General features: G+C 72.0%; 13 protein-coding genes. 9 read left to right on the top strand and 4 right to left on the bottom strand.

Annotation, left to right across the window (positions count from 1 at the left end):
- Position 1: 1 nt before the first annotated feature.
- From IE277_RS20150 to mgrA, 3 genes are all read right to left on the bottom strand, one after another.
- Positions 2–487, bottom strand: a complete 486-nt coding sequence (locus tag IE277_RS20150; protein WP_189954326.1) for a cation:proton antiporter regulatory subunit — start codon at positions 485–487, stop codon at positions 2–4.
- Positions 488–617: 130 nt separating this feature from the next.
- Positions 618–797 carry a hypothetical protein gene (locus IE277_RS20145; RefSeq protein ID WP_189954324.1) on the bottom strand — a complete coding sequence of 60 codons (180 nt, stop codon included), beginning with the start codon at positions 795–797 and terminating at the stop codon, positions 618–620.
- Between the two features lie 172 nt (positions 798–969).
- Positions 970–2013 carry an L-glyceraldehyde 3-phosphate reductase gene (gene mgrA, locus IE277_RS20140; RefSeq protein WP_189954322.1) on the bottom strand — a complete coding sequence of 348 codons (1044 nt, stop codon included), beginning with the start codon at positions 2011–2013 and terminating at the stop codon, positions 970–972.
- A 284-nt stretch (positions 2014–2297) separates the two neighbouring features.
- Here mgrA and IE277_RS20135 point away from each other — a divergent pair, with 284 nt between their 5' ends.
- Positions 2298–3143 (top strand): chitosanase, encoded by an 846-nt coding sequence (locus IE277_RS20135; protein ID WP_189954320.1) that lies wholly within the window; start codon positions 2298–2300, stop codon positions 3141–3143.
- 225 nt (positions 3144–3368) lie between these two features.
- Positions 3369–5009 (top strand): phosphoglucomutase (alpha-D-glucose-1,6-bisphosphate-dependent), encoded by a 1641-nt coding sequence (gene pgm, locus IE277_RS20130; protein WP_189954318.1) that lies wholly within the window; start codon positions 3369–3371, stop codon positions 5007–5009.
- 50 nt (positions 5010–5059) lie between these two features.
- Here pgm and IE277_RS20125 read toward each other — a convergent pair whose 3' ends face one another.
- Positions 5060–5977, bottom strand: a complete 918-nt coding sequence (locus IE277_RS20125) for an SGNH/GDSL hydrolase family protein (RefSeq protein ID WP_189954316.1) — start codon at positions 5975–5977, stop codon at positions 5060–5062.
- A 582-nt stretch (positions 5978–6559) separates the two neighbouring features.
- Between IE277_RS20125 and IE277_RS47300 the strand changes: the two genes are divergently transcribed.
- The 7 genes from IE277_RS47300 to IE277_RS20065 all read left to right on the top strand — a co-directional run bounded on the left by IE277_RS47300 (position 6560) and on the right by IE277_RS20065 (position 16227).
- A complete protein-coding gene (locus IE277_RS47300) occupies positions 6560–7969 on the top strand; it encodes a hypothetical protein (RefSeq protein ID WP_229881823.1) in 1410 nt (469 codons plus the stop codon).
- A 431-nt stretch (positions 7970–8400) separates the two neighbouring features.
- Positions 8401–8928, top strand: a complete 528-nt coding sequence (locus tag IE277_RS20090; RefSeq protein WP_189954313.1) for a COG1361 family protein — start codon at positions 8401–8403, stop codon at positions 8926–8928.
- A 399-nt stretch (positions 8929–9327) separates the two neighbouring features.
- Positions 9328–11457, top strand: coding sequence for a hypothetical protein (locus tag IE277_RS20085; protein WP_189954311.1), 2130 nt, complete (start codon positions 9328–9330; stop codon positions 11455–11457).
- 120 nt (positions 11458–11577) lie between these two features.
- A complete protein-coding gene (pelF, locus tag IE277_RS20080; protein ID WP_189954309.1) occupies positions 11578–13074 on the top strand; it encodes a GT4 family glycosyltransferase PelF in 1497 nt (498 codons plus the stop codon).
- Positions 13071–14441, top strand: coding sequence for a hypothetical protein (locus tag IE277_RS20075; protein ID WP_189954308.1), 1371 nt, complete (start codon positions 13071–13073; stop codon positions 14439–14441). Before pelF ends, IE277_RS20075 begins: the two co-directional genes overlap by 4 nt.
- A gap of 30 nt (positions 14442–14471) precedes the next feature.
- Positions 14472–15473 carry a GDP-mannose 4,6-dehydratase gene (locus IE277_RS20070; protein WP_189954306.1) on the top strand — a complete coding sequence of 334 codons (1002 nt, stop codon included), beginning with the start codon at positions 14472–14474 and terminating at the stop codon, positions 15471–15473.
- A gap of 40 nt (positions 15474–15513) precedes the next feature.
- A complete protein-coding gene (locus IE277_RS20065; protein ID WP_189954304.1) occupies positions 15514–16227 on the top strand; it encodes a nucleotidyltransferase family protein in 714 nt (237 codons plus the stop codon).
- The last annotated feature ends 3 nt before the right edge of the window (positions 16228–16230 follow it).

Below are 16230 nucleotides of genomic sequence, written 5' to 3'. Positions count from 1 at the left end.
ATCACTCCCGGCCGAGTATGGAGGCGGCCGCGTCGACGCCCTCGCGGGTGCCGATCACGATCAACGTGTCCCCGCCGGCCAGCCGGAAGTCGGGGCCGGGGGAGGGGATCGCCTCGGCGCGCCGCAGGACGGCCACGATCGACACCCCGGTCTCGGTGCGCATCCGGGTGTCGCCGAGCAGCCGGCCGTTCCAGTACGACGCCGCGGCCAGCGCGATCCGTTCGGCGACCAGGCCCAGTTCCGTCGTGGACAGCAGGCTGGGGCTGTGGTGCGTCGGCTGTAGCGTGCCGGCGAGGGCCTCGGCCTCCTGGCCGGACAGCCGGACCGACAGCGCACAGGCGTCGGGATCCGTGCCCTGATAGGCGCTCAGCGTCCTCGACCCGTCCCGGTGGGCGACCACCGACAGTCTGTGCTGCTCGCGGGTCGTCAGGTCGTACCGGACACCGATGCCCGGCAACGGCGTCCGACTCGTGCGTACGGCGCCCATGGCCGCCCCCTGCCCCGCTTGAATATTTCTTGGTGAAGTGATTACCCGGAGCTTACCTTGGCGGTGTGCGGTCGCCGGCGGCGGTCCCGGGTGGGCAGGGGGTGGGGGAAATGGGGGAGCGAGTGGGGTGTCACCCCTGGCGGACGGCGTCCTCGTCGTCGCCGGGGAGCGCCTGGCATGCGTGACACAGTTCATGGTCGCCGTCGCGCGTGATCACGGTGCCCCAGCCGAGGCACACCTCGCAGTCGCGGGCGAGCCCCAGATCGGGGCGGGGAGGCAGGAGAGGGCTGCGGTGGGCTCCGTGTGCCATGAGGGTGCTGGCTCCTTGGAGGTCGCGGAGGAGACATGAAAGGCGTCGTCCTGGGTGATGACAACGCTGTCTAGGTGCCCTTAATTATGTCCGACATGTCCCGTCTGTCTGTGACGCACGTCACTCCACCCCCGCTTCTCTGCCAGGACTCCCGGCTGGGCTCCCCGCCGGTTCACCCGAGCCGGCCCAGCCTGGCCTCCCGCCACAGGTCCACGCCGCCGTCGGTCGCGTACGTGTCGATCTCGGCCAGTTCCTCGGCCGTGAAGTCGAGGTTCTCCAGCGCGGCCACGTTCTGCTCCAGCTGTTCGATGCGGGAGGCGCCGATGACGAGCGACGTCACCCGCTCGTCGCGCAGCGCCCAGGCGAGCGCCAGCTGTGCGAGGGTCTGTCCGCGCCGGGCCGCGATGTCGTTCAGGGAGCGCAGCCGGTACAGCATGTCGTCCGTCAGCCAGGAGGCGTCGAGCGATGTGCCCTGGGCCGCCCGCGAGTCCTTTGGCACCCCGTCGAGGTAACGGCCCGTCAGCATCCCCTGGGCGAGCGCCGTGAAGCCGATGACTCCGAAGCCCTCCTCCTCGGCCGCGTCCAGCAGGCCGTCCGTCTCGATCCAGCGATTGAGCATGCTGTACGACGGCTGGTGGATCAGCAGCGGAGTGCCCAGCTCGCGCAGGATCGCGGCCGCCTGCCGGGTGCGCTCGGCGTCGTAGGAGGAGATGCCGACGTAGAGCGCCTTGCCCTGGCGTACGGCGGTGTCCAGTGCGCCCATCGTCTCCTCCAGCGGCGTGGTCGCGTCCAGCCGGTGGGAGTAGAAGATGTCCACGTAGTCCAGGCCCGTCCGGCGCAGCGACTGGTCCAGCGAGGCCAGCACGTACTTGCGCGAGCCGCCGCCCTGGCCGTAGGGGCCGGGCCACATGTCCCAGCCGGCCTTGGTGGAGATCACCAGCTCGTCCCGGTACGGCGCGAGGTCCCGCTTCAGCAGCCGGCCGAAGTTCGACTCGGCCGCGCCGTACGGCGGGCCGTAGTTGTTGGCCAGGTCGTGGTGGGTGATCCCGAGGTCGAAGGCGCGCAGGGCGATCTCGCGCTGGGTCTCGAAGGGGCGGTCGTCGCCGAAGTTGTGCCAGTAGCCCAGGGACAGGAGGGGCAGGTCCAGCCCCGAGCGGCCGGTGCGCCGGTAACGCATGGTGCCGTCGTAGCGTGCGGGGTCCGCGACGTGGGTCATCGGGTCTTCTCCGGATGGTGCTGTAGGGGTCGCCCCTCCGTGTGCGGACGGGCTCGTCCACCCTGCGCCGCCGCGCCACGCAAGTCCAACCGCCGCCCCGGATGGGATTGAGCGGCGCCGTTTCTGAATCGGACGCGGCCGTGCCGGGTCGCCACCTGCGGTTGTTCGATCCTACGAACTTCACGCGAGCCGGGTTACCGTCCCGCTCGGTCTTTGATAGGAAACTTTCCTACCAGTGCCGGAACGGACCAACTCCCCACCCTCCGCCTCGACTTGGAGTCCCAGTGGTGTACGCAGACCGCGAACCCGCCCCCACCCGTGTCTCCCGCCGGACCGTCGTCGCCGTGCTCGGCGCCGCCGTCGCCTCCGGCGCGCTGTTCGGAACCCAGCGCGCCCTCGCGTCGCCCGCGCACGCGGCCGCGTCGGGCCTCGACGACCCGGCGAAGAAGGAGATCGCCATGGAACTGGTGTCGAGCGCGGAGAACTCCTCGCTCGACTGGAAGGCCCAGTACAAGTACATCGAGGACATCGGCGACGGCCGCGGCTACACCGCCGGCATCATCGGCTTCTGCTCCGGCACCGGCGACATGCTCGACCTCGTCCAGCTCTACGCCGACCGCAAGCCCGGCAACGTCCTCGCCACGTACCTGCCCGCCCTGCGCAAGGTCAACGGCAGCGACTCGCACGCCGGCCTCGACCCGAACTTCCCCAAGGACTGGCGCACGGCGGCCAAGGACTCCGTCTTCCAGCAGTGCCAGAACGACGAGCGTGACCGGGTCTACTTCAACCCCGCGGTCGCCCAGGGCAAGACGGACGGCCTGCGCACCCTCGGCCAGTTCTGCTACTACGACGCCATCGTCATGCACGGCGACGGCGACGACCCCACCAGCTTCCGCAACATCCGGGGACGCGCCCTGCGCAGCGCCAAGCCCCCGGCGCAGGGCGGCAACGAGACGACGTACCTCAACGCCTTCCTCGACGCCCGGGTGTGGGCCATGAAGCAGGAGGAGGCACACAGCGACACCAGCCGCGTCGACACCGAGCAGCGGGTCTTCCTGCGCAAGGGCAACCTCGACCTGAACACCCCGCTCGACTGGAAGACGTACGGGGACAGTTACCACATCGGCTGACCGGCCCGCCGGGCGGCAAGCCCGCGGCGGGCCGTCGGGCGCGGTTCCCGGGACACCGGGCGCGCCCCGGCGGCCTGCCGCGATGTCCACGTCCGCCAGGACGGTGACCGCTGCCGGGTGGACCACCGGGCGGGGCACACTCGCGTGTCAGGGCCCTGACGAGGGAAGATGGGCGGGGAGCGATCGATCACCCCGACATCGATCATCTGAGGCGGAGGACGGATCATGCCGCACGAGCGAGCGGGCCGGCCGGCCGGTCCCGAGGACCTTGTCGACGTGGCCCGGCTGGTCACGGCGTACTACGCAGCGCACCCGGACCCGGCCGACCCCGCCCAGCGGGTGACGTTCGGCACCTCCGGACACCGGGGTTCGTCGCTGGCCGGCGCCTTCAACGAGGACCACATCGCCGCCACCAGCCAGGCCATCTGCGAGTACCGCACGGCTCAGGGCACCGACGGCCCCCTCTTCCTCGGCGCCGACACCCACGCGCTGTCCGAGCCGGCGAAGGTCACCGCGCTGGAGGTGTTCGCGGCCAACGGCGTGCGGGTGCTCGTCGACAGCGCGGACGGCTACACCCCCACCCCCGCCGTCTCGCACGCGATCCTCACCCACAACCGCGGCCGTACCTCCGGCCTCGCCGACGGTGTCGTCGTCACTCCCTCCCACAACCCGCCCGCCGACGGCGGCTTCAAGTACAACCCGCCGAGCGGCGGACCGGCCGCCTCCGACGCCACCTCCTGGATCCAGGACCGGGCCAACGAGGTCATCACGGGCGGTCTGAAGGACGTACGCCGGATGTCCTACGCCCGGGCACTCGGCGCGGAGACGACCGGACGGTACGACTTCCTCGGCGGCTACGTCGGCGATCTGCCCAGCGTGCTCGACCTGGACGCCGTCCGCGCGGCCGGCGTGCGCATCGGCGCCGACCCGCTCGGCGGCGCGTCCGTCGCCTACTGGGGGCGCATCGCCGAACAGCACGGCCTCGACCTCACCGTGGTCAACCCGCACACCGATCCCACCTGGCGGTTCATGACGCTGGACTGGGACGGCCAGATCCGCATGGACTGCTCGTCGCCGTACGCCATGGCCTCCCTCATCGAGCAGAGCGACCGGTTCCGCATCGCCACCGGCAACGACGCCGACGCCGACCGGCACGGCATCGTCACCCCGGACGCCGGCCTGATGAACCCCAACCACTACCTCGCGGTCGCCGTCTCCTACCTCTACCGGCACCGCGACCAGTGGCCCGCCGGCACCGGCATCGGCAAGACGCTGGTCTCCTCGACGATGATCGACCGGGTCGCGGCCGACCTCGGCCGTCGACTCGTCGAGGTTCCGGTCGGGTTCAAGTGGTTCGTGGACGGACTGGCCGGCGGCACGCTGGGGTTCGGCGGCGAGGAGTCGGCCGGCGCGTCCTTCCTGCGCCGCGACGGCTCGGTGTGGACCACCGACAAGGACGGCATCCTGCTGGCCCTGCTCGCCTCCGAGATCACGGCCGTCACGGACCGGACGCCGTCGGAGCACTACGCCGGCCTGACCGCCCGCTTCGGCAGGCCCGCCTACGCCCGCATCGACGCGCCCGCGACGCGCGAACAGAAGGCCCTGCTCGGCAAGCTGTCCCCGGCGCAGGTCACCGCCGGCACGCTGGCGGGTGAGGCCGTCACGGCCGTCCTCACCGAGGCGCCCGGAAACGGCGCCGCCATCGGCGGCATCAAGGTCACCACGGAGAACGCCTGGTTCGCGGCCCGCCCCTCGGGCACCGAGGACGTCTACAAGGTCTACGCCGAGTCCTTCCTCGGCGCCGGCCATCTCGCCCGGGTGCAGGAGGAGGCCCAGGCCGTGGTGCTGGGCGCGCTCGGCGGCTGAGACGAGCTGTGGCGGCCTGCGGTATCGCGCCCCGCAGGCCGCCGCCGGCTTCAGCCTCGGGTGTGCCCGCGCTCCAGCCGGGCGAGGACCGCCTGGGCCATGGCTTGCTCCCCCCTGGCGTTGGGGTGCGCCGGGGCCGCGGGCGCGACCGGCTGCAGGGGCTCGATCCAGCGGTCCGCGGGCGCCTTGCACATGTCGTGGCCGACCGTGGGGCCGTAGGTGTCGACGTAGTCCGCCCGGTTGAGGCCGGCCACCAGGCGCAGCATCAGATTGAGCCGCTTCTCGGTGTCGCGCAGATACGCGAAGTCCTTCTGCGCGAAGGGGACTTGGGGGAAGCAGCCGCTGCCGTCGTCGGGCAGCAGGTCCGGGTAGCCGACGACGACCACGCGCGCGTGCGGCGCCCGCGCGTGCACGGCCCGCAGCACCCGGTCGACCTTCGGCGCGGTCCGTACGATCGCGAGGGTGAGCCGGTCGTAGCCGGACGCCGTGTAGGAGCGCTCGCAGGGGTTGCCGGTCGGGTCCTGGGCGGCGAGGTGCGCGCAGGTGCTGATGATCGGGCCGAAGCCGACGTCGTTGCCGCCGATCTGGACGGTCACCAGATCGGTGTCGCGCCCCACGGCGTCGAGCTGGGGCTTGTTGCTGCCCTGCGGCTGCCACATCTCGGCGGTCTTCGCCCCGGAGCAGCTGACGTCCGTGAACGCGCTCACCTGCCGCTGGGTCGCCACCAGCGTGGGGTAATTGTGGTCGGAGCGCGCGCAATAGGCGTCCACCTGGCCCGGGATGCCGGGGCCCGAGGTGTAGGAGTCGCCGAGGGCCACGTAGCGGATGGCGCGGCCGTGTCCGGCGGGCTGTGCGGCGGCCGGGGTCGTGCCGGCCGCGACGAGGGCGCAGCCGCCCAGCGCCGCCCCCACCGCGGCGGCTCGCCGCCGTCCTCTCGCGCCGCCCGCCGGACGCGTGTCGTTCCTCATGAGCCCTCCCCCTGAGACCGGATACATCGCGCGATGCCGGCACCGGGTGCCCCACGCGCGTTCGACTGGGTCTGTATACCGTCCGGTAGGTCTCGTGGACCAGAAGCGGGAAGCAACGAGTTCAGGGCGCCCCTTACGACGACCGGGTGACGCGGCGAGCATCCGGGCCGAGGACGGCTCCGCACGGCGTGCGGGACATGCCGGTCTGCGGGGCGCGCACGGTGGCGCCGGGCGGGGTGCGGGGTCCGATCCGGCGCCGATTATCAGGCCAACCGGTGTTCCGCGCTACACCATCCGGTGGCTTATGGCCGCCACAGTGTTATTCGAGTCGCCGATTTCCTGATCAATCCACTATCGAGCCCTTGGGACTGACCAGCCGTCATAGAGCTCTGACCCAAGTCGAGGAGAGTGGAAAGAATGACGAGACCGCCGCGACGGCGATCCGTTCTGGCGTCGGCCGCCACTGCCGCAGCACTCGCCGCAGCCACGCTGGCGAGCGCGGGAGCGGCCTATGCCCAGGACCACACCACCCCACAGCCCTATCCCAACAGACCGGCTTACCCGCAGCACCAGGTAAAGCCCATGTCTCCGGTGAAGCCCGAGTACCCGCACCGTCCGGTGCGGCCCGAGTATCCGGTTCATCCTGAGAAGCCTTTCATTCCCCAGAAGCCGGAGTATCCGGTTCATCCGGTGAAGCCGGTTGTTCCGGTCAGGCCGGAGTACCCGGCTCGTCCGGTGAAGCCGGAGTTTCCGGTTCATCCGGTGAAGCCCGCTGTTCCGGTCAGGCCGGAATACCCGGCTCGTCCGGTGAAGCCCGAGCTTCCGATCCATCCGGTGAAGCCCGCTGTTCCCGTGCGGCCGCAGTACCCGGCTCGTCCGGTGAAGCCCGAGCTTCCTCAGCATCCCGCGAAGCCGGTGCTTCCGGAGAAGCCTGTCTATCCGCAGCGCCCGGTGAAGCCCGCACTTCCGCAGCGGCCTGTGAAGCCCGAGCTTCCTCAGCACCCCGTGAAGCCGGCGCTTCCGCAGCGTCCGGTCAGGCCCGAGTATCCGGTGAAGCCCGTTCTGCCGGTGAAGCCTGAGCTGCCGCAGCGGCCTGTGAAGCCGCAGCTTCCCCAGCGTCCGGTGAAGCCGGTGCTTCCGGAGAAGCCTGTTTATCCGCAGCGTCCGGTGAAGCCTGAGCTTCCGCAGCGCCCGGTCAAGCCCGCGTATCCGGTGCTTCCGGCGAAGCCTGAGCTGCCGCAGCGGCCTGTGAAGCCGCAGCTTCCCCAGCGTCCGGTGAGGCCCACGCTTCCGGAGAGGCCTGCTTATCCGCAGCGGCCTGTGAAGCCTGAGCTGCCTCAGCGTCCGGTGAAGCCTGCGCTTCCGGTGAAGCCGCAGCTTCCGCAGCGGCCTGTGAAGCCTGAGCTGCCGCAGCGTCCGGTGAAGCCGCAGATGCCGCAGCGTCCGGTGAAGCCTGCGCTTCCGGCGAAGCCCGAGCTGCCGCAGCGTCCGGTGAAGCCGCAGATGCCTCAGCGTCCGGTGAAGCCTGCGCTTCCGGTGAAGCCGCAGCTTCCGCAGCGGCCTGTGAAGCCTGAGCTGCCGCAGCGTCCGGTGAAGCCGCAGATGCCTCAGCGTCCGGTGAAGCCTGCCCTTCCGGCGAAGCCCGAGCTTCCGCAGCGTCCGGTGAAGCCGCAGATGCCTCAGCGTCCGGTGAAGCCTGCGCTTCCGGTGAAGCCCGAGCTTCCCCAGCGCCCGGCGAAGCCCGCACTTCCGCAGCGGCCTGTGAAGCCCGAGCTTCCCCAGCGGCCGATGAAGCCCGCTGTTCCGGTCAGGCCCGAGCTGCCGCAGCGTCCCGTGAAGCCGCGGATGCCGCAGCACCCGGTGCGGCCGGAGATCCCGCAGCACCCGGTGCGGCCGGAAATGCCGCAGCACCCGGAGATGCCGCAGCACCCCGGGAAGCCGTCGAGGCCGCACGGGGGGCCGGAGCGGGGGCATGGTCAGGACGAAGACTGAACGTCGGTGACGACGGCCGGGTGAGATAACCCGGCATATCCGTGAGAGAACGCTGGGCCGCCCCGCACCGGGCGGCCCAGCGGCGCGTCAGGGGCCCGTCCCGGTGATCGCCCTGGGCGCCGGCGGCCCCTCGTCCGGCCGGAAACGGGCAGTTGGCCGAGAACAGGCCCCGTTCACAAGCGGTGGGCCGTACTCCGGCGAAGGCGAGGCGTCTCGTCCCCGCCATTACCCTGGCTGCCGTACCGCCCGCCCGGCACGCCCGTCCCGCCCCTCTCGTCGCCCGCCTCCGGGGTGCACAGATGTGAGCCACGAGAGGCCGTCACAGGTAACTCACGAGTTCTTCACAGGGCGATCACTTTCGGCCGTTCGGTGTGCCTGGCCGCTCCGGCGGGGCAGACGCCGTGGCGATCCGGTGCCTAGCCTCCCGGGCCATGCGATCACCTCTGCTGAGACGTCTCGGTCTCACCGCCGTCCTGGCCTTCGTCCTCGCCGTCTTCGGATTCGCCCCCGGCGCCGGCGCGGCCGATGCCGCGCCGGCCGCCCTGACCTTCGCCACCGACAGCGCGACCACCACGCCCGGTGGCACCGTGAAGCTGTCGATGACGATCACGAACAACAAGACCTACGACATCTGGTTCGTGTACCAGACCATCGATCCGACCTGGCTGACCACGCAGCGCCCGGACCTGAAGTACAGCTTCACGGGGTGCAGCCTGGCCGGCGTCTCCGGTGACACCTCCTGCTCCGGCACCGGCCCGAGCAACCTCGGCGGCAACTACGGCGCCACCATCCCGCCCGGTCAGAGCCGTACCGTCACGCTGACCCTGAAGGTCGCCGCCGACTCCGGCTGCAACGGCAACATCGGCTTCTACTCGTACTACTACGCCGAGTTCGGCGACAGCACCAACACCAGCGCCGGGCCCGTCTACACGCCCGAGACGCGCGTGCTCTGCGCCTGACGGACGCCCCGGTTCCGCGGCCTCGGGGACGGGATCCGGCCTCCCCGCCCGACGTCCCGTGCGGCACGGACCCCGACTGTCCCGCCCGGCGGACCCATGTGGTCCGCCGGTGCGTCGTACCAGGGCCGTAACGGCGGAACGGAGTCGTCCGTTCGGCGCGATCCCCTCGTCCCGGTGACGGCGAAACCGCTTCCGGGGTTGCCCCCGTGAGCCGTTGGATACGTGTGATTTTCCGTCAGGTTTCGCAACTCGACCACAAAAGCTACACAGGGCCATCACCATGTGACGCGACGGATGCGTCGACGACCGGCTTCTGAGGGGGATGCAGGCGTCGCGCAAGGGGGTGCGTCCGCTCCACGGAGCCGTGCTCACCCCTGCCCGGGGAGGGGACTTCACCGCATGAAGCGGACCATCCGCACCACCGCGCTGACCGTCGGCGCGCTGACCGCCGCGCTCGGCCTCCAGGCCGGCCCGGCGCACGCCGACACCGCCGCACCGCGTATCGACCTCAGAGTGCTGGTGGTGAGCGACGGCGGCCCGGCCACCGATGCCATCGCCGCCGAACTCGACGCCGCCGGAACGCCGTACACCAAGGTCGACCTCACCAGCGCCACCCGGCCGGCCGTCGATGCCGGCTTCCTCGCCGACACGGTGGACGGCCGGCCGCGCGCCAGGTTCCAGGCCGTCGTGCTGCCCGACGACAACCCGTTCGCGGCCGGCAGCCCCGAGATGGCCGCGCTCGCCGCCTATGAGCAGACCTATGCGATCCCGCAGGTCGACGCCTACACCTACGCCCGCCCCCAGGCCGGCCTGCAGGTCCCCACGTCCGGCGGCTACGCGGGAAGCATCGACGGCGTACAGGCCCAGGTGACCGCGGCCGGCAAGGCCGGGCCCTTCGGCTACCTCGCCGGCGCCGTGCCCTTCGAGGACAACTCGCCTTCGGTGGGCGAGAGTTACGCCTACCTGTCGACACCCGCGCCCGGCGCCGACTTCACGCCGTACGTCCAGGCCCCCATCCCCGGCAGCTCCCGGCAGGGCTCGCTGGTCGGCGAGTACCGGCACGACGGGCGGCGCGAACTGGTCGTCACCTTCGTCTACAACCAGTACCAGCAGCAGTTCCGGCTGCTCGCACGCGGCCTCGTGGAGTGGATGACCGGCGGCGTCCGCCTCGGCGCCTCCCGCAACTACTTCGCCGTGCACGTGGACGACGTCTTCGCCGCCGACGACCGCTGGGACACCCAGCTCAACTGCACGCCCGGTGACGTCGACTGCACGGGCGGCGCCGGTACGCCGCACCCGATCCGGATGACCGCGGCCGACGTCGACTACGCCACCGCCTGGCAGAGCAGCCGTCACTTCACCTTCGACCTCGTCTACAACGGCGCGGGCAGCGCCGACCAGCGCGAGGACAACAACGGCGTCGACCAGCTCGCCGACAAGCTCATCGCCGACCGCGACCGGTTCCGCTGGATCAACCACACCTATACGCACGCCTTCCTCGGCTGCGAGCAGAACACCACCGTGGTGCCGTGGACGTGCGAGACCGACGCCGACGGCAGCACCAAGTGGGTCAGCCGGTCCACCATCGACAACGAGATCGCCGTCAACCGCGTGTGGGGCCAGGTGGCCGGACTCCCGCTGGACACCCATGAGTTGGTCACGGGCGAGCACTCCGGGCTGCGCATCCTGCCGCAGCAGCCCGCGGACAACCCCAACCTGGCGCCCGCCCTGCGCGACAACGGGGTCCAGTGGCTCGCCGCGGACAACTCCCGCGACCCCGAACAGCGACAGGTCGGACCGGCCGCCACGGTCTCCCGCTACCCGATGAACGTCTTCTACAACGCGGGCAGGGCCTCCGAAGAGGTCGACGAGTACAACTGGCTCTACACCGGCCGCGCCCAGGGCGGCAGCGGCATCTGCGAGGACAACCCCTCGACGACCACGTGCCTGACCGCTCCGCTGGACACCAGCACCGGGTACCACGACTACATCACGCCGCTGGAGACCCGTATCGCCCTCGGACATGTGCTCTCGGGCGACCCCAAGCCGCACTTCATCCACCAGTCCAACCTCACCGAGGACCGCATCGCCTACCCGGTCCTCGACGGCGTGATCGACGGCTACGACGCCCTGTTCAACGACAACACCCCGCTGGTGAACCTGCGGATGAAGGACATCGGCACCGAACTGCGGCGCCGCGCCGCCTGGACGAGAGCCGTGGCCGCCGGGCAGGTCACCGCCTACCGCATCGGGGACACGGTGACCGTCCAGGCGCCGAACGGCACCGATGTCACCGCGACCCTGCCCACCGGAACCACCCTGGGCGGCACCGCCTTCGGCACGCCCTACGCGGGCGAGATGTCCGGCTGGACGGCCTCCTCCGGCAACGCGCTCACCTTCGCCCTGCCGGACTCCTCGTCCGCCCCGGCCGCCGGCGCCGGCACCACCCGGGCGGCCACCGCCCCGGCCCCGCACACCAGGATCCCGGCCGGAGTGACCGAACAGGTCCCGTACACCCCGGGCGGCTGACCGGCGCACCACAGGAGGGGTCCGTCCGCCGTCGCGGCCGCACGGACCCCGGGTCCCGGCCGCCCGCCGGCGGCCCGAGCCCGCACGACCACCCCACACCTCGGCCGTGGAGCCCCATCGATGCACGTTCAGCACGGCGTCCGCCGCCCCGGCGCGGCGCACGTCACCCTGCTCACCGAAGGCACCTACCCGCACAGTCACGGCGGCGTCAGCGTCTGGTGCGACCAGCTCGTCCAGGGCATGCCCGACCTCGACTTCGAGATCCTCGCCGTCACCGGCACCGGACACGAACCCGTCGTATGGGACCTGCCCGCCCACGTCCGCCAGGTGCTCTCCGTACCCATGTGGGGGGAGCCGCCCGCGGGCCGTTCCCCCCGGGGCCGCGCCCTGCGCCGCCTCGCCGCCGCCTACGAACGCTTTCTCACCGCGCTGCTCGACCCGCACGCCGAGGACCAGTTCGCCCCCGGGCTGTACACGATGGCCCAGGCGGCCGCCGAGGGCACCCTGAGCCCGTTCCTGCGCGGCGACCGCGCCATCGCCATCCTGGCCGCGGTCTGGAACCGGCCCGGTCTCGCCGTCCGCGAGGCCCGGCCCACCCTGCACGACGCGGTCACCGCCACCGCGCTGCTCGAACACGCCCTGCGCCCGCTCGCCGCACCACCGCCCCGGCACGGTGTGGCGCACGCGGTCAGCGGCGGCGTCGCCGTGCTGCCCGGGCTCGCCGGACTGGCCCGCCATGACGTCCCGCTGCTGCTCACCGAGCACGGTGTCTATCTGCGCGAGCGCTATCTCGGCTATCGCACCGCCCCCTACCGCTGGCCGGTGAAGGCCCTCGTCCTCGGCTTCTTCCGGCTGCTCGCCGAGGAGAGCTACCGCCGCGCCGCCCTGATCACCCCGGGCAACCGCTACAACCGGCTGTGGGAGGAGCAGGGCGGCGCCGATCCGCGAGCCATCCGCACCGTCTACAACGGCGTCGATCCCACCGCCTTCCCGCCGGCCGGGCCCGAGCCCGGGACACCGACGCTCAGCTGGGCGGGCCGGGTGGACCCGATCAAGGACCTGGAGACCCTGATACGCGCCTTCGCCCTGGTCCGGGCCGAGATATCCGAGGCCCGGCTGCGGCTCTTCGGCGGCACACCGCGCGGCGGAGAGCCGTACCGGGAGCGCTGCGAGGCACTGGCGGCCGAGCTGGGGCACGCGGACGCCGTCACCTTCGAAGGCCGGGTCGACGACATCAAGGACGCGTACGCGGCCGGGAGCGTGGTGATGCTCTCCAGCATCAGCGAAGGCTTCCCGTTCACCCTCATCGAGGCCATGTCCTGCGGCCGGGCCACCGTCTCCACCGATGTCGGCGGGGTGCGCGAGGCCGTCGGGGACACCGGGCTCGTCGTCCCGCCGCGCGACCCCGCCAGGATGGCCGCGGCGGCGCTGGAACTGCTCGGCGACGCCGAACGCCGTGGTGCGATGGGGGAGGCGGCCCGGCTGCGGGTGATCGAGCAGTTCACCCTGCGCCGGACCATCGACACCTTCCGCTCGGTCTACCTCGAACTGCCCTCGCGGGCCCGGCCGCCGACGGCACCCGCGCAGCCGGCCGGTGCCGGGAGCCTGGCCGGATGAGCGGACCCATGGCCCTCGAACCGGGCGGCACCGAACGGGACACGCTCGCCCTGCGGCTCGCCGTCCCGCCCGCCCGCGCCCACGACGACGGCACGCCCGCGCGGGACGCCGTCAGCCGGCTCGCCGCCGGCCTCGCCGACCGCATCGGCCCCGCCGTCCACCCCTACGAGGTGGCCGCCCTGCTGGAGTCGGAAGGTCTGACGGCGGACCGGATCAGGGAACAGTACGGCCACCCCGACCTGTTCTCCCTCGCTGCCGCCCTCTACGCGCACGTGCCCCGTACCTTCCCCGAACCACCGGCCGTGGCCGACCCCTGGCGTCCCGACCCGGTGCGCTGTCTGCTGCGCGGGGTGCTCTTCGCCCTGCCGGGACTGGCCTATCTGCTCACCGCACCCCTGTGGCACCCCGGCGGGCACACCGCCGCACTGATCGTCGCCGGGCTGCTCTCCTGGGCGTGGGGCCAGGCACTCGGCCACCGTGCCCACGTACGGCTGGCGACCGGTCGCCGTGAGGCGGCCCGCACCCTGCTGACCGGCGCACCCCTGGGCGCGGCGTTCGCCACGGCCGCCGCCGCCCCGGCGGCCGGCCACGCCCCGGTGCTCGCGGCGGCGGCCGCCCAGTCGCTCTATCTCGCGGCGGCGGGGGTGCTGTTGGTGCTGGCCCGGGAACGGCTGCTGCTCGCCGCGCTCACCCCGCTCCTCGCGGGCGCCGCCGCCCTGCCCTGGCTCGATCCCGGCACCCCGCTGCGCCTCGTACCACCACTGCTGGCACTCTGCGCCACGCTCGCCGGCACCGCCCACACCCTGCGCGGCGCCCTCGCGGCCCCCGCCGCCGTCGGCGGCCGGCGGCCGGCGCTGCGGTCCTCCCTGCCGTACGGTCTGTTCGGGCTGGCCGCGGGCCTGCTCGTGCTGCTCGACGGCAGACGCGAGCCCTACGCCGTGATCGTGCTGACCGTCAGCATGGGCCCCGCCGAATGGCTGCTCCACCGCTACCGGGGCCTGTCCGTCGCCGCCCTGCGCGCCACCGCCACACCCGCCGGGTTCCGGCTGCGCTCGGCCGCCGTCCTCGGCCTGTGCCTGCTCGGCTATCTCCTCCCGCTGCTGCTCGCCGCCCGCCTCACCGGCGCCGCACCGGACACCCTGCTCCCGCTCGCGGCCACGCTGTGGACCGCGCTGCTGCTCCAGGCGTTCGGCGAGGCCTGGCCGCCGGCCGCGATCTGTCTGACCGCGGCGGGCCTCGCCGGCGCGGTCTCCCTGCTGCGCCTGCCACCGGGCCCGGTCGCACTGCCGCTGTCCTGCGGCGCCGCGGCCCTGTGCCTCGCGGTCTGCGCGCTACGGCTGCTCGGCCGCCCCGCCCGGCACGCCTGACTCGACCGACTCACCGGAAGGAACGACCAGTTGACCTCCGCACCGCTCGCCGCCGTCACCGGGGCCGAGGGATTCATCGGCTCCCATCTCACCGAGGCCCTCGTGGCCTCGGGGCACCGGGTCAGAGCCATGGCCCAGTACAACTCCTTCTCCTCCTACGGCTGGCTGGAGACCCTCGCCCCGGACGTCCTCGACCAGGTGGAGATCGTCCTGGGCGACGTCCGCGACCCCGGCTCGGTCCGCGGCCTGCTCGACGGCGCCGACGTGGCCTACCACCTGGCCGCGCTGATCGCGATCCCGTACTCCTACCAGGCTCCGCACAGCTATGTGGAGACCAACGTCACCGGCACCCTCAACGTGCTCGAAGCCGTGCGGGCGCTCGGCACACCCCGGCTCGTGCACACCTCCACCAGCGAGACCTACGGCACCGCGCGGACCGTGCCGATCACCGAGGACCACCCCGTCAACACCCAGTCGCCGTACGCCGCTTCGAAGGCCGGCGGGGACCGGCTGGCCGACAGCTACCACGCGAGCTTCGGCACCCCGGTGGTCACCCTCCGGCCGTTCAACACCTTCGGGCCGCGCCAGTCGATGCGCGCCGTCATCCCGACCGTGATCGGCCAGATCGCGGCGGGGGAGCGCACCATCACCCTCGGCGATCTGCGCCCCACCCGCGACTTCACCTTCGTCAAGGACACCGCGCGGGCGTTCCTCGCGGTGGGCACAGCGCCCGCCGGACAGGTCCTCGGCCACACCTTCAACGCCGGTACCGGCGGCGAGATCTCGGTCGGCGACCTGGTCGCGCTGATCGGCAAGGTCATGGACACCGCCCTCGACGTCCGCGCGGACCGGGCCCGCATCCGGCCCGCGAACTCCGAGGTGATGCGGCTCGTCGCCGACGCCTCCCGGCTCACCGCCGCCACCGGCTGGCAGCCCGCCCACACCCTGGAGCAGGGCCTCGCGCACACCGTGGAGTTCTTCCGCGACCCGGCCCACCTCGCCCGCTACAAGACCGGCATCTACAACATCTGACCCGTCCGGCACATCACGTCTTCTTCGAAGGAGAAGCACCATGCACGCAGTGATCCTGGCGGGAGGCAAGGGCGTCCGGCTGCGGCCGTACACCACCGCGCTGCCCAAGCCGCTGGTCCCCATCGGCGACCAGCACGCCATCCTGGAGATCGTGCTGCGCCAGCTGTCGGCGGCCGGTTTCACCCGCTGCACCCTCGCGATCGGCCACCTCGGCGAGATCATCCGGGCCTTCGTCGGCGACGGCTCCCAGTGGGGCATGGCGGTCGACTACGCCACCGAGGACAGCCCGCTCGGCACCATGGGCCCGCTGCTCCAGCTCAGAGACCGGCTGCCCGAGACGTTCCTCGTGATGAACGGCGACGTCCTCACCGACCTCGACTTCGCCGACGTACTGCGCCGGCACCGGGCGTCCCGCGCCCCGCTGACCATCGCCACCTACGTCCGCGAGGTGCACATCGACTTCGGCGTCCTGACCACCGACGCCAGCAAGGTCGTCGCGTTCATCGAGAAGCCCAGCATGGACTACCGCGTCTCCATGGGCGTCTACGGCCTCAGCCGGGCCACCCTCGACGGCTACACGGCCGGTCTGCCGCTCGGCTTCGACGAACTCGTCGTGGACCTGCTGCACCGTCAGAACGCACCGCACACCTACGAGTTCGAGGGCTACTGGCTGGACATCGGCCGCCCCGACGACTACGACCGGGCCAACGCCGAGTTCACCAGCCGCAAGTCCCTGCTCCTCAAGGGGGTCTGAGGA

Source organism: Streptomyces alanosinicus (assembly GCF_014650595.1).
Lineage (GTDB): Bacteria > Actinomycetota > Actinomycetes > Streptomycetales > Streptomycetaceae > Streptomyces > Streptomyces alanosinicus.
This window is presented reverse-complemented; position numbering and strand designations above follow the sequence as displayed.

Coding starts and splice junctions, on each gene's coding strand:
- IE277_RS20085 (WP_189954311.1), top strand. CDS start 9,328: ATGAAGCGGACCATCCGCACCACCGCGCTGACCGTCGGCGCGCTGACC.
- IE277_RS20090 (WP_189954313.1), top strand. CDS start 8,401: ATGCGATCACCTCTGCTGAGACGTCTCGGTCTCACCGCCGTCCTGGCC.
- IE277_RS20145 (WP_189954324.1), bottom strand. CDS start 797: ATGGCACACGGAGCCCACCGCAGCCCTCTCCTGCCTCCCCGCCCCGAT.
- IE277_RS20075 (WP_189954308.1), top strand. CDS start 13,071: ATGAGCGGACCCATGGCCCTCGAACCGGGCGGCACCGAACGGGACACG.
- mgrA (WP_189954322.1), bottom strand. CDS start 2,013: ATGACCCACGTCGCGGACCCCGCACGCTACGACGGCACCATGCGTTAC.
- IE277_RS47300 (WP_229881823.1), top strand. CDS start 6,560: ATGTCTCCGGTGAAGCCCGAGTACCCGCACCGTCCGGTGCGGCCCGAG.
- pgm (WP_189954318.1), top strand. CDS start 3,369: ATGCCGCACGAGCGAGCGGGCCGGCCGGCCGGTCCCGAGGACCTTGTC.
- IE277_RS20065 (WP_189954304.1), top strand. CDS start 15,514: ATGCACGCAGTGATCCTGGCGGGAGGCAAGGGCGTCCGGCTGCGGCCG.
- IE277_RS20125 (WP_189954316.1), bottom strand. CDS start 5,977: ATGAGGAACGACACGCGTCCGGCGGGCGGCGCGAGAGGACGGCGGCGA.
- pelF (WP_189954309.1), top strand. CDS start 11,578: ATGCACGTTCAGCACGGCGTCCGCCGCCCCGGCGCGGCGCACGTCACC.
- IE277_RS20150 (WP_189954326.1), bottom strand. CDS start 487: ATGGGCGCCGTACGCACGAGTCGGACGCCGTTGCCGGGCATCGGTGTC.